This window comes from Alphaproteobacteria bacterium (genome assembly GCA_017308135.1).
Lineage (GTDB): Bacteria > Pseudomonadota > Alphaproteobacteria > CACIAM-22H2 > CACIAM-22H2 > Tagaea.
On the sequence record JAFKFM010000010.1, the window covers coordinates 252190 to 265115 of the forward strand.

Genomic DNA, 12926 nt, shown 5'->3' on the forward strand with positions numbered 1-12926 from the left:
TTCGATTCCGAACCGAATTGAGGAGATCGTAACGTAGAAAAGTTCGTTTTCAAACAAAAATGTTCGAATTCGAACTTCAGTCGGTATTCGGCAGAACCAGCCGGACGCCTGACTCCTTGATCGTCTTGGCCCAAACACCGTCGGGCACGGCATCGGTGAACAGGGCCGCGACCTGCGATAGATGCGCGACACGCGCGATCGCGTTACGGCCGAATTTGCTGCTGTCCGCGACCACGAAGCATTGCCGCCCGCAGCCGATCACGGCGCGGGTCAGCGGCTCCTCGTCGGCATGGAAGTCGAGAATGGCGCCGGTGGCGTCGATCGCGACCACGCCCAGGATCGAATAGTCGAGGCGATAGCGCTCGACGAAGGCGGTCGCGGCGGCACCGGTGATCGCGTGGTCGCGATGGCGCAAAACGCCGCCGGTCACCGTCACCTCGAAATCCTCCTTGCCGGCGAGCAAGCGCACGACGTTGAGATTGTTGGTGACGATGCGCAGATTGGATTTGCTTCTCAGTGCCTGAGCGACCGCTTCGGCCGTCGTGCCGATATCGATGAACACGGAGGACGCGTCGGGAATCTCCATCGCCACGCGTGCGGCAATCGCGGCTTTCTCCTCGGTCATCGAGCCCGCGCGCGTTTCGTAAGGCATGTTCGCCACGCTGGAGCGATACGCGGCCCCGCCATGGAAGCGTGCCAGAATGCCGTGTTCGCATAGGAAATTGATGTCCCGGCGCACGGTCTGCGGCGTGACATCGAGTGTGACGACCAGATCGTCGATCGTGACGAAGCCCTTGTCACGGGCGGCGTTGGCGATGTGTTGCTGGCGGAGATTGAGCGCGATCATTGTCGTTTGCCGTCGGTTGCATCGGCGGACGAACCGGCCGTCCGCGCGGGGATAATCCTCCGGTTTGCACGCGGCGGCAAATCGAAATGTCTATCCAAGTGTGCTCGTTTGACCTCGACCGCCCTTAGCCTCGCTATGAGGAATCGCGGCGGCGCCGGCGCCGCCCTCACTCGCGCGGATGCGCGGATCGGCGAGCGATCCGCCGATCGTGACATCGCCCGCCAACTGGCCGAGCCCGGCAACCGCCAGATGGCTCGCGTATAGCAGACGCAATGTCATGAACCCGTAGGGCGCGACATCGCCATCGATGAATTGCCGTGCGATCGATACTTGGGGCCGATATTGGCGGCTTAACGCGACGTTTGCCGCTTCGGCGTTTCAGTATGTCGCGCGGCCGCCGGACAGGTCGAACTCGGCGCCGGTGGTGAAGCTGTTCTGCTTCGTGACCAGCCACACGATCATCTCGGTGGGTTCGTCGACCGGATAATCGGCGACGGTCGCGTTCACGCCGTGGCGGCGTAGGTCGCGGCAGAATTTTCCGGCGCGCGGCGCAACGCGGCGATTTCCGCCGCGATGCGTTTTCCGGTCTCGCGCAACGTATCGGCGTCGTTCTGCCCGAAGGCGAGGCGGACGGCGGCATTGCGATCGGGAAAGGCGACGAAGACGTCGCCGGGAAGGGCGAAGATCGACGCATCGGACAGGCGCTGACACAACGCGTTGCCGTCCAACCGGTCGCGCAATTCGAGCCAGAGCGTAAAGCCGCATTCGGGGCGCGCAATTCCGGCGGCCTCGACGCCCAAACCTTCGATCAGCGCGTCGCGCCGCGTGCGATAGATGGCGGTCGCCGCGCGCATCGACGCGGCATAGGCGTCGCCCGACAGGAATCGCGCGAAGGCGAGTTGCGGCAAAGCGCCTTGCAGGCGCGTATGCGATTGCAGCGTCGAGGATAGGCGCGCGCCGATTTCGGGCGCCCCGATCGCGGCGGCGATGCGCAGGCCCGGAAAAATCGTGCGCGAGAAGCTGCACACGAAGATGACTTGGCCCGCGCGATCGACGCTTTTGAGCGTCGCGGCTTCGGTATCGCCATAGCGCATTTGGGCGACCGAGCCATCCTCGACCACCAGCACATGCGAGCGGCGCACCACGGCGGCGATCGCATCGCGCCGTGCGGACGACCACATGCGCCCATGGGGATGCGACGCCGTGCCGGTGAGATAGACGAGCTTGGGACGGTGTGCATGCAGCACGTTGGCAAGACCGTCGGGGCGGATCCCTTCCTCGTCCGAAGGGATCGCGACGACGCGAATGCCGGCGAGCGCGAAAAGATCCAGCGAGCCGTAATACGTGGCCGCTTCGCACGCCACCACGTCGCCCGGCTCCAGAAAGCAGCGCAGAATGAGATCGAGGAAATTATGCGCGCCGGTTCCGACATAGACGTCGTCGACCGACGCGGCGATATCCATACGGGTGCGCGCGAAATCGGCGACCGCTTGGCGCGCTTCGATATGGCCGAGCGGCGGGCAGAACTGCATCGCATACTCGCGATCGTCGCGCGCGACGCGTTCGAGCGTCTTCCAATATTCCTGCGCGGGCGCGAGGCGATAATCGCCGTAGCCGCCGACGAGATTGACGCCCACGCCCGGGCGTGCGCGGGCGAGCCATCGCCCGACGACTTCCTGGCGCGCGCTGGGTTTGCGCGGCGGCAGCCACACCGCGTCGCTGGCGACGGCGTCGGAAACGAAAGCGGGCGTGGCGGGGGCGGGCTTGCCTTCTTTGACGAACGTGCCGCGCCCGACATGCGCATGAAGCACGCCTTTGGCCACGAGAGCGGAGTAGGCGGCGGCGATGGTCGCCGGGCTGACCGCCAATGCCTTCGCCAAATCGCGTGTGCTGGGCAGCCGCGTTTGCGTCACGAGAATGCCGTCGGCGATCAAACGCCGGAGCAATTCAGCGACCGCATCGCTCAATAATGTACTGTTTGTACTTTCCAGATCGGTCCGAAAAACGGCCCAATCAATATTATTGACGGCATTCATGGCGCCTGATACACCGATTCCAGTACATCAATCAAGTACATTTAGCACAATCAAGCGCCCGGTCAATAAGAAAATGACGGGGCCGGCAAAAAAGGGAGAAACGCCATGAAGTCGATCCAGTCTTCGCGCCGCAGTGTCCTGATCGGAAGCGCGGCCATGTTCCTTGCGGCCCCGGCGATCGCGCAGCGCCGTCCGGTCCGCCTGCGCTATGCCCATAGCCAGCCGGTCGGCCATTCGACCGATACCGCGGCGCGCCGCTTCATCGAAATCGTCCAGACGAAGACCAACGGCGAGGCGACGATCGAACTGTTCCCGAACAACCAACTCGGCGTCGATCGCGAGTTGCAGACGCTGATCGAGACGGGACAGCTCGACTTCACGCATTCGAATTCCGCGACCATGGGCAATTTCCTGCCGCAGATCGCGGTGATGGATCTGCCCTTCACCTGGCGCAGCGCCGAGCACTATTTCCGCGTCGTCGACGGTCCGTTCACCCCGGCGCTGAACGAGCTTCTCGCCGCGCGCACGGGGCACCGCTATCTCGGCTGGTGGTACGACGGATTCCGCCACGTCTACACGCGCAACAAGGCGATCAAGTCGTTCGACGATATGCGCGGCCTGAAGATCCGCGCGCCCGAAGCGCGCGTCTTCGTCGATACGTTCCGCGCGCTGCGCGCGAACCCCACGCCGCTGCCGTTCCCCGAAATCTATACGGCGCTGGAAGCGGGCGTGATCGACGGCTTCGAAGGCTCCAACGGCATCGTGCAATCTTCGAAAATCTACGAGGTCGCGAAAAACCGCGCGGTCACCGGCCATATCATGGTCGGTTTCGGTCTGACGACCGGCAAGCGCTTCGCCACATTGCCGGCCGACGTGCAGGCCGTGTGCGTCGCCGCCGCCAAGGACGTCGAAGCTTCGCAGCGCGCTTCCGAGCTCGCGACCGAAGCCGATCTCGTCCGTCAGATGATCTCGGCGGGCGTGGTGGAATCCACTCCCGACCTCGCGCCGTTCCGCGCGGCGGTCGAACCGGTGCATGCCGAGTTCCACCAGCGCAACAAGACCGAGGCGTTGCGCAATTTCATCAACGCAGCCGCGGCCGGCTGAGCGGGAGCGTAGAGCGATGTCCGGCATCCAGGCGATGGGACGACGGGTCGATGCGGCGCTGGTGGCGCTGCTGCATGTGACGATGGCGACGATGCTCGGCTTCGCATTGTTGCAGGTCGTCACGCGTTACGTGTTCGACAGTCCCTTCGCCTGGACGGAAGAGCTTTCGCGCCTGTTGTTGATCGTCTTTGCGCTGATCGGCTCGGCGACGGCATGCCGCGACGACAAGCATCCGCGGATGGACGACATTCTCGGCGGCTTACCGGCGCCATTCCGCGCCGTGGCGGAGATCGTCGCGGGCGCCGTGACCGTGCTGTGTCTGGTCGTGCTGGGCGTGCATGCGATGCGGGTCGGGGCCCGCACGGTCTCGACCGCGTCGGTCTTCGATCTGCCGATGAGCTCGCTTTACGACGTCATGGCGGCATCCTGTTTGCTGATCGGCGGCTATTTCCTCGGCATCTTCGCGGGCAAGCGCGGCCTTGCGCACGCGGCGCTTTGCTTCACCCTCGGACTCGCGCTCTATTTCTTTATGGCCTATGGGCCGGAAGTGAAGCTCGAAGGCGCTTGGGGCAGCGTGGCCCTCGTCGTCGCCTTGCTCGCCTTTCTTTCCATTGGCGTGGCGGTCGCGTTTTCGCTGATCGGCGCTTCGATCGTCGGGTTGTGGCTCGATCCGCTGGCGAATTTCGACATTCTGCCGCAGCGCATGCTAGGCGGAATCGACTCCTTTTTGCTGATCGCGATCCCGTTCTTCATGCTCGCGGGCGAGCTGATGAACCGGGGCGGCGTCACGCGGCGCATCATCGGCATCGCGCATGCGCTGGTTGCGCATCTGCGCGGCGGCATCGGTCAGGTGAACGTCGTATCGAACTTCTTCATGGCCGGCATGTCGGGCTCGTCCAGCGCGGATTGCGCGGCGCTGGGCAAGATACTGATTCCGGAGATGCGCAAGAACGGTTACGACGCGCCTTTCGCGGCCGCGACGACGGCGGCGTCGTCGATCCTCGCCAATCTGATCCCGCCCTCGATCAATCTGCTGATCTACGGCAGCCTCGCTTCGGTCTCGGTCGGCGCTTTGTTCCTGGCGGGCGTGATCCCCGGCGCGGTGCTCGTGATCTCGCTGATGTCGGTCGTTTATTTCTACGCGCGACGCAACAAGGTTCCCACGGCCGGCGGATTCTCGTTTCGCGCCGCCGGAACCGCATTGCGCGACGGGTTATGGGCGCTGGGCTTGCCGTTGATCATCGTCGTCGGCATCCGCTCGGGCGTCTTCACCGCGACGGAAGCGGCGGCCGTGGCGGTCGCCTATGCCGGCTTCGTGGCCGCGATCGTCTATCGCAGCCTGCCGCCGCGCGAATTGCCGGTCATGTCACGCAATACGGCCGAGGATACGGCCGCGATCTTGCTGATCATCGCGGCGTCGACACCCTTCGCCTGGATGCTGACCGTTCAACAGGTGCCGCAGACCTTGGCCGGCGCGATGGGGCCGCTGATCGAATACCCGTTTCTGCTGCTGCTGGCGATCAACCTGCTGCTATTGCTCGTCGGGCTGCCGCTGGAGCCGGCCCCCGCGATGGTCATTTTGGTGCCGATCCTGCTGCCGATCATCAAGTTGGCGGGGATCGACCCGGTGCATTTCGGCGTGCTGATGGTGTTCAACTTGTTCATCGGTGCGCTGACGCCGCCCATCGGCAATCTCACCTTCATCGCCGCGATGGTGGCGAAGGTGAAGCCGACCGCCGTGTTCAAAGCGCTGAACCAATATTACGCCGCGTTGCTGGTGGCGTTGGCGCTGATCAGCTTCGTGCCGGCTTTGTCGCTGTGGCTGCCGAAGCTGCTGCGCGGGTGAGCGCTACGATGTGGGATTATCTCATCATCGGCGGCGGATCGGCCGGCGGCGTACTGGCGGCACGCCTCAGCGAACGCGCCGATCGCCGCGTGCTGCTGATCGAAGCGGGGCCGGATGTCTCGCCGATGGCGCCGCCGCCGGAACTGCGCGACGCCTATTCGTTTCGCTCCGCCTTCGATCCGCAATATCAATGGGACCGATTGAACGTCCATTTCGCGGCGGGCTCGACAGCCGCGCGGCATTACGAACAGGCGCGCGTGCTGGGCGGCGGGTCCAGCATCAACGGCCAGCAGGCCAATCGCGGCGCGCCCGCCGATTACGACGAATGGGCGCAAGCGGGGGCGACGGGCTGGGATTGGGATCATGTCTTCCCTTATTTCCGCAAGCTCGAACGCGATCTCGACTATGGCGGCCAAGCGCATGGCGCGATGGGGCCGATCGCGATCAGCCGCGTCCCGCGTGCGCGCTGGCCCGGCTTTTCGACCGCCGTCGCCGAGGGGCTTCGCCAGCTCGGCTGGGACGATATCGGCGATCAGAACGCTGTGTTCGACGATGGCTGGTTCGCGATGGCGATTTCGAACGACGGCCGGGACCGCGTATCCGTCGCGACCGCCTATCTCGACGCGGCGACGCGCGCGCGGCCGAATTTGACGATCCTGACCGGCGTCAAAGTCCGCGATCTGATCGTCGAGGGGCGTCGCGTGGCCGGATGCGTGGCCGGCGAGCGGAAATATCGCGCGCGCGAGACGATCGTTTGTGCGGGCGCGTTGCACAGCCCCGGTCTGTTGCTGCGTTCGGGGATCGGTCCGGCGGCGGAGATCGCGCAGGCCGGCGTGAATCCCGCGATCGATTTGCCGGGGGTGGGGCGCAATCTGCTCGAACATCCGGCGGTATCGCTTTCGGCCTATCTCACGCGCGGGGCGCGCTTGGGCGAAACGACGCGCCGGCATTCGCAGATGGCGTTGCGCTACAGCTCCAACGTCGCCGATTGCCCGCCGTCGGACATGTACACGGTCGTCGTCGCGAAATCGGCCTGGCATCCAGTGGGTCGGCGCCTCGGCACATTGTTCACCTGGATCAACAAGCCGTTCTCGCGCGGATTCGTACGGCTCGGGACGGGCGGCACGCTCGACGTGCGGTTCGAAATGCTTTCCGATCCGCGCGACCGCGTGCGACTGAAGGAAGCGATTCGACTGATGGCGCGGATCTTCGCGACCGAGCCGGTTGCGGCGGCTACGCGCATTCCCTTCGCTTCGGCGCTGGGCAAGCTCGCGCGTCTGGTGCGCAACGAAACGCTGATGAACGCCGCGGCGACCTGGCCGCCGGCCCTCGTCATGGACGGGCCGGGCGTGCTGCGTGACGCGCTGATCCGCAACGTGCTCGCCCCTGGTCCGTCGCTCGAATCACTGCTCGCGGACGATGCGGCACTCGACGCCCATGTCGGGCGCGTGGTTACCGGCGGCTGGCATCCGGCGGGAACCTGCAAGATGGGGCCGGCGAATGACCCCGAAGCGGTCGTCGATCCCGCGACGGCGCGCGTGCATCGCGTGGGGGGCTTGAGCGTCGTCGATGCGTCGATCATGCCCACGCTGCCGCGCGCCAACACGAATATCCCCACGATCATGCTGGCCGAGAAGATGGCCGACGCGATCCGGACGAGGGACGCCGCATGATCGACGAAAATCTCCGCGCACGGATCGCGCATGCGGCGCGCGGGCTGGCGATCGGCGGCAAGCGCGTGCCGGGGCGGGCGACGATGCCGTCGTTCGATCCGGGTACCGGTAAAGCATTCGTCGATGTGCCCGCCGGCGACGCGGCCGATATCGACGCGGCGGTCGCGGCGGCGCGCACGGCTTCGCGCGGCGCTTGGGCGAAGATGGCGCCCGCCGAGCGCGGACGAATCCTGCGGCGCGCGGCCGATATTCTGCGCCGCGACGCGTACTGGATCGGCCCGATCGAAACGATCGACAGCGGCAAGCCCTTGAAGGACGGCATCGCGGAAGCGAACGCTGCCGCCGCCTATTTCGAGTACTACGCCGGGGCCGCCGACAAGATCGAAGGCGACACGATTCCGCAGCCGGGCGATGTGATGAGCGTCACGTTGCGCGAGGCGATCGGCGTGTCGGCGCAAATCCTGCCGTCGAACTTTCCGCTCGGCACCGCCGCGCGTGGCGTGGCGCCGGCCTTGGCCGCCGGTTGCGCGATCGTGGCCAAGCCGTCGGATCATACGCCGATGACGGCGCTGATTCTCGCCGATGTGCTCGACGAGGCGGGCTTGCCGCCCGGAATCTATAACGCGGTGACGGGGCGGGGCGACGAAGCCGGTGCGGCTTTGACCCATCATGCGGGCATCGATCAGATCACCTTCACCGGCTCGCTGGCGACCGGGCGGCGCATCTTGGCGGCCGCCGCTCGCAATGTCGTGCCGGCGGCGGTGGAACTCGGCGGAAAGTCGCCGCTGGTCGTGCTGGCGGATGCCGATCTCGATGCCGCGGCGGCGGTGACCACGAAGCAGATGTTCACCCATGCGGGCCAAGTCTGCTCGGCGCCGTCGTTGTTGATTCTCGAAAAGAAGATCGCCGAACCGCTGCTCGACAAGTTGATCGCGCGCGTGCGCGCCTTAACCGTCGACCACGGTCTGCGCGACGGCAATCTCGGTGCCATCGCGAGTGCGGGCCAGATCGCGCATATCGAGCGCATGGTCGTCGCGGCGCGCGCGGCGGGCGCGGAGTTGCGGGGCGGCGGTGCGCGGCCCGAGATCGCCGGTTGCCCGGACGGGCTTTATTACGCGCCGACGATCCTGGTCGCGTCGGATGCCGATCAGCCGATCGTGCGCGAGGAGGTTTTCGGCCCCGTCCTGACCGTTTTAATCGCCAGCGATGCCGATGAAGCCTTCGCGCTGGCCGATGCCGGTCAGTACGGGTTGTGCGCGTCGGTCTTCACCAACGATCTTGGCCGCGCCTTCGAATTCCAGCGCAGCGTCTCGGCCGGACAGATCTACGTCAACGACTGGCATCTGGGCGGCGTGCAAGCGCCGTTCGGCGGCATGAAGCGCAGCGGCATCGGCCGCGAACGCGGTCTCGCCGGTCTCGAAAAATATCTCCGCCTCAAGAACGTCAACATCCGCCCTCGGGCGCTCCAACCGTAAAGAGAAGATCGCGATGAACGTCAATTCTCCCGCCCGCGCGCAGGTTTCGCACAATTCGAATCAGACGATCACCGACGTCTCGGTCACGATCTTCACTTGGAAGGACGTGCCTGTCTTGCGTTACAGCGACCGCAACCCGGCGACGACGGGAACCAGCGAGCTGGGTCTCGTTACGATCAAAACGAACGATGGCTTGGAAGGTCATTCGTTCTTGGGCTCGTCGATCCGTGGCGCCTATCTCGATGTCGTGTCGCTGATCCGCACATTGAAGCCCAAGCTGATCGGAGCCGACCCTTGCGCGCGCGAGAAAATCTGGACCGATCTGCACACGGTCCAGCGCGCGACGACGATGCGCACGATCGGCGCGGTCGACGTCGCGTTGTGGGACCTTGCGGGCAAGATCGCCGGCATGCCGGTATGCCGGATGCTGGGAACGTCGCGCGACCGTATCCCGTGCTACGCGTCGTCGCCGACCTACGCGACGATCGACGAATATGTCCGCGAGGCGGAAGGGGCGAAGAACGCCGGTTATCGCGGATACAAAATCCATCCGCCGCGCTTGGTCGAAGACGCGATCGCGGCCTGCAAGGCGATCCGCAAGGCCGTCGGCCCCGATTTTCCGCTGATGATCGATACCGGCGGCATCCACGATTTCGTCGAATCGGTTCGGCTGGGTAAGGCGGTCGAGGAACTCGGTTTCCTGTGGTTCGAAGACCCGCTGGCCGAGGACGACATCTACAACTACACCAAGCTGCGCCAGAAGCTGACGATCCCGCTGATGGCGACGGAGTATTCGCCCGGCGGTTTCCACTCCTACGCCAACTGGATCGTCGCGCAGGCGACGGATTATCTGCGCGGCGACGTGGCGGTGAAGGGCGGGCTGACCGGCGTGTTGAAGGCGGCGACGTTGGCCGACGCGTTCCGGATGAATTATGAAATCCATCACGGCGGAAACTCGTTGAATAATCTGGCGCAGCTTCATGCCGCCCTGTCGATCCGCAACACGCAGTGCTTCGAAGTGCTGTTGCCCGCCGCCGCCCAGAAATACGCGCTGATCGAGGATTTGGAGATCGACGCCGAGGGCTGCCTTGCCGCACCGCAAGGACCGGGCCTCGGCGCCAAAATCGACTTCGATTTGATCGCGGCGAATAAGATCGAGGTGCTGCGCTAAGCCGGGATCAGGTCGAGCGCGACCGCCGCCACTTGCGCGTCTTGCGCGGCGGCGGCACCGCTTGCGCCGACGGCACCGATCAACCTTCCGTCCACGAGCAGCGGCACGCCGCCCGCGAAAGGCAGGACGTTGGGCAACTTCAACAGCCCGATCGTGCCGGCGGCGACGGATTCTTCGAACTTCGCGGTCGGGCGCTTGAACATGACCGACGAGCGCGCCTTGCCGATCGCGAGTTCGATCGTGCCGGCATGCACGCCGTCCATGCGGGAAAACGCGATCAGATGACCGCCTTCGTCGACGATGGCGATCGTCATGGCAAGGCCCATCGCGCGGGCCTTCTCCTCGCACGCGGTGAGCATGGTTTTGGCGAGCGTGTGGGGCAGGAAATGTTTCGTCGGCAAGCTGGTCATCGTGTTCCTCCGTCGGCGGCCGAGAATATCATCCGCGATCTTCCCGGCCAGCATAATGACGGGGATGGCGCTATCGCCGGGCAAGGCGCGCGTTCCTTGACGGATCGCGGCGGCGGAACTAGCGTGCGCAGATAGGTCTGACCAATTCCCGCGCCGTTCCCTTGAAACGCTCGATCGCCCTGAAACCAGCCAAACCGCGCAAGCCTCTCAACGCCGCCAAATTGGCGCCGCTGCGCGAGGGCGGATTCGCCACACCGCCGGAAGGCCCGCGCAAACGGCTTTACGAAGAAATCGCGGCGCGCATCGAGGCGCATTTGCGCGCGCGCAAGTTCAAGCCCGGCGATCGGCTGCCGCCCGAACGCGAACTCGCGCAGCAACTCGGCGTCAGCCGCCCGTCGTTGCGCGAGGCGATGATCGCGCTCGAAACGGCGGGGTTGATCGAAGTTCTGGTCGGCAGCGGCACCTTCGTGCGTGCGTTGGCGCCCGAAGGTTTCAAACTGCCGTGGTCGAATGCCGGCGACGCGGGGCCGGGTGTGCGCGAACAGTTCGAAGCGCGTAAACTGGTGGAGCCCGAACTGGCCGCCCTCGCGGCCGAACACGTCACCAAAGCGCAGATCGATACGATGCGCCGCGCGGTGTTCGAAGCGGCGGCGAAATTCGCCAAGGGCGAACTCGCCGAAGCCGAGGACTACGCCTTTCACGTGACGCTCGCCGAAGCCTCGCGCAACACCGTGCTGGCGGCGTTGGTGCGACATTTGTGGGATCTGCGCCGCGGCGAAATGTGGTTCAAGCTGCGCGCGCGCGTCGTGCTGCCCGAACATCGCATGCAGGTGATCGCCGACCGGCGCGAGATCGTCGAGGCGTTGGAGGTGCGCGACGGGGCGGCCGCGCGCGCGATCATGATCCGTTACATGCAGCGGGCCGAGAAGCGATTCTTCGATTGAGTCGGCCGTTTGGACTGACCAATCCACAATCCGCGCCGGACCGGGTTCGCCGCTAATCCTTATTTAGCTGGCATTTTCACGCCTCGACCGAGGGCGCGGTAAACGCGCTTGACTCGTGGTTGACCAATCCGCTTTATTGGTCTGACCTATTGAGAAGGGCGTGCGCCGGAGCAACCGCGCCGCCGGTTCGGGAAGGAAGTGCGCCTTGGGTTCGACGCGTATCGAGAAGATCGAGTGCATCCCGGTGACGGTGCCGGTGGAGGCGCCGATCCTGACCTGCTACGGCTCGCTGGGTGCGTATCCACGCGTGCTGATCAAGGTGGTGGGCGAGAACGGCAAGATCGGGTATGGCGAAGTCGCGGCACGCTACAAGGCCGAGACTTTCCGCATGTTCGAGGCGATCTTCAAGGGCGAGAACCCCTTGGACACGAACCGCCTGATCGGCCGGATCAAGCACTGGAACTATTACCCGTGGCAGAAGCCCGAGCCGTTGATGGCGGGGCTGGAGATCGCGTGTCTCGATCTTGCGGGCAAGACGCTGGACGAGCCGGTCTACCGGTTGCTGGGCGGCAAAGTGCATAACGAAGTGCCGGTCGCGTCCTATCTGTTCTATCGCCACAACAACGCGCAAGGGCGGGGGCAGATCCACGACGTCGCCGCCGTGGTCGCGTTCGCCAAGAAGCAGGTCGCCGATTACGGCTTCAATGCGCTGAAGCTGAAAGGCGGGTATTTCGCGCCCGAGGTCGATCGCGACGCGATGGAAGCGCTGCGCGACACGTTCGGGCGCGATATGCGTCTGCGTCTCGATCCGCAAGGCTGCTGGACGCCGGCGACCGCCGTGCGCATCGGGCGCGATCTCGACAAGATCGGTCTCGAATACTACGAGGATCCGTGCTGGAACGCCGCCGGTATGGCGCAAGTCCGCCGTTCGGTGACCACGCCGATGGCGACCAATATGTGCGTGACGACGTTCGAGGAGTTCCAGCCCGCGATCCAGATGGGCGCCATCGACATCGTGTTGAGCGATGTCTGGTACTGGGGCGGTATGCGCGCGACGATGGCCGTGGACCGGATGTGCCAGGCGGCCGGGATCGATCTCGGCATGCATTCGAGCGCCGAACTTGGCGTTGGCTGGGCGGCGATGATCCATGCCGCCAGCGCCATGCCCAATCTCAAGCTCGCGATCGATTGCATGAACCTGCATCTGGCCGACGACATCATCGTCGGCGGCAAGATCGTACCGAAGGGCGGCGTCGTACGCCCGCCCGAAGGACCGGGACTAGGGGTCGCGATCGACGAAGCCAAGCTCGCCAAATACGCGGCCCTCGCGTCGTCGGGGGCCGCCAGCGACCGCTTCCTCAATCCTGGCCTGGCCGATAGTGGGCGCCCCGGCTGGTATCCCAAAAGCCCGGCGTGGTGA

At 65.1% G+C, this 12926-nt stretch carries 10 protein-coding genes and 1 pseudogene; 7 read left to right on the forward strand and 4 right to left on the reverse strand.

Annotation, left to right across the window (positions count from 1 at the left end):
• Window positions 1–76: 76 nt before the first annotated feature.
• The 3 genes and pseudogenes from J0H39_18090 to J0H39_18100 all read right to left on the reverse strand — a co-directional run bounded on the left by J0H39_18090 (window position 77) and on the right by J0H39_18100 (window position 2814).
• A complete protein-coding gene (locus J0H39_18090; protein MBN9498667.1) occupies window positions 77–847 on the reverse strand; it encodes a DeoR/GlpR transcriptional regulator in 771 nt (256 codons plus the stop codon).
• A 378-nt stretch (window positions 848–1225) separates the two neighbouring features.
• Window positions 1226–1312, reverse strand: a pseudogene (locus J0H39_18095) (3-oxoacyl-ACP reductase).
• Between the two features lie 38 nt (window positions 1313–1350).
• On the reverse strand, window positions 1351–2814 hold the full coding sequence (locus J0H39_18100) for a PLP-dependent aminotransferase family protein (GenBank protein ID MBN9498668.1): 1464 nt from the start codon (window positions 2812–2814) through the stop codon (window positions 1351–1353).
• A gap of 174 nt (window positions 2815–2988) precedes the next feature.
• On the opposite strand from J0H39_18100, the gene J0H39_18105 reads away from it, so the two are divergent.
• Genes J0H39_18105 through J0H39_18125 form a run of 5 tightly spaced genes read left to right on the forward strand, consistent with a single transcriptional unit; the run spans window position 2989 to window position 10152 of the window.
• The gene (locus J0H39_18105; protein ID MBN9498669.1) at window positions 2989–3987 is read left to right on the forward strand and encodes a TRAP transporter substrate-binding protein; all 999 of its coding nucleotides are present in this window, start codon (window positions 2989–2991) and stop codon (window positions 3985–3987) included.
• Window positions 3988–4003: 16 nt separating this feature from the next.
• Window positions 4004–5833, forward strand: coding sequence for a TRAP transporter large permease subunit (locus tag J0H39_18110; GenBank protein ID MBN9498670.1), 1830 nt, complete (start codon window positions 4004–4006; stop codon window positions 5831–5833).
• A gap of 8 nt (window positions 5834–5841) precedes the next feature.
• Window positions 5842–7506, forward strand: a complete 1665-nt coding sequence (locus J0H39_18115) for a GMC family oxidoreductase N-terminal domain-containing protein (GenBank protein ID MBN9498671.1) — start codon at window positions 5842–5844, stop codon at window positions 7504–7506.
• Entirely contained in the window at window positions 7503–8981 is a 1479-nt protein-coding gene (locus J0H39_18120) for an aldehyde dehydrogenase family protein (protein MBN9498672.1), read from the forward strand. Before J0H39_18115 ends, J0H39_18120 begins: the two co-directional genes overlap by 4 nt.
• 13 nt (window positions 8982–8994) lie before the next feature.
• Window positions 8995–10152 (forward strand): mandelate racemase, encoded by a 1158-nt coding sequence (locus tag J0H39_18125; protein MBN9498673.1) that lies wholly within the window; start codon window positions 8995–8997, stop codon window positions 10150–10152.
• Here J0H39_18125 and J0H39_18130 read toward each other — a convergent pair.
• On the reverse strand, window positions 10149–10562 hold the full coding sequence (locus J0H39_18130; GenBank protein MBN9498674.1) for a heme-binding protein: 414 nt from the start codon (window positions 10560–10562) through the stop codon (window positions 10149–10151). The genes J0H39_18125 and J0H39_18130 overlap by 4 nt on opposite strands.
• Window positions 10563–10723: 161 nt before the next feature.
• On the opposite strand from J0H39_18130, the gene J0H39_18135 reads away from it, so the two are divergent.
• Both J0H39_18135 and J0H39_18140 read left to right on the forward strand, forming a co-directional pair.
• Window positions 10724–11506, forward strand: a complete 783-nt coding sequence (locus tag J0H39_18135) for a FadR family transcriptional regulator (GenBank protein MBN9498675.1) — start codon at window positions 10724–10726, stop codon at window positions 11504–11506.
• Window positions 11507–11711: 205 nt separating this feature from the next.
• Entirely contained in the window at window positions 11712–12926 is a 1215-nt protein-coding gene (locus J0H39_18140; protein ID MBN9498676.1) for a hypothetical protein, read from the forward strand.

Excerpts from the sequence above, each read along its gene's own strand:
- J0H39_18130 (MBN9498674.1), bottom strand. The coding sequence starts at position 10,562 with ATGACCAGCTTGCCGACGAAACATTTCCTGCCCCACACGCTCGCCAAA.
- J0H39_18090 (MBN9498667.1), bottom strand. The coding sequence starts at position 847 with ATGATCGCGCTCAATCTCCGCCAGCAACACATCGCCAACGCCGCCCGT.
- J0H39_18120 (MBN9498672.1), top strand. The coding sequence starts at position 7,503 with ATGATCGACGAAAATCTCCGCGCACGGATCGCGCATGCGGCGCGCGGG.
- J0H39_18115 (MBN9498671.1), top strand. The coding sequence starts at position 5,842 with ATGTGGGATTATCTCATCATCGGCGGCGGATCGGCCGGCGGCGTACTG.
- J0H39_18125 (MBN9498673.1), top strand. The coding sequence starts at position 8,995 with ATGAACGTCAATTCTCCCGCCCGCGCGCAGGTTTCGCACAATTCGAAT.
- J0H39_18110 (MBN9498670.1), top strand. The coding sequence starts at position 4,004 with ATGTCCGGCATCCAGGCGATGGGACGACGGGTCGATGCGGCGCTGGTG.
- J0H39_18105 (MBN9498669.1), top strand. The coding sequence starts at position 2,989 with ATGAAGTCGATCCAGTCTTCGCGCCGCAGTGTCCTGATCGGAAGCGCG.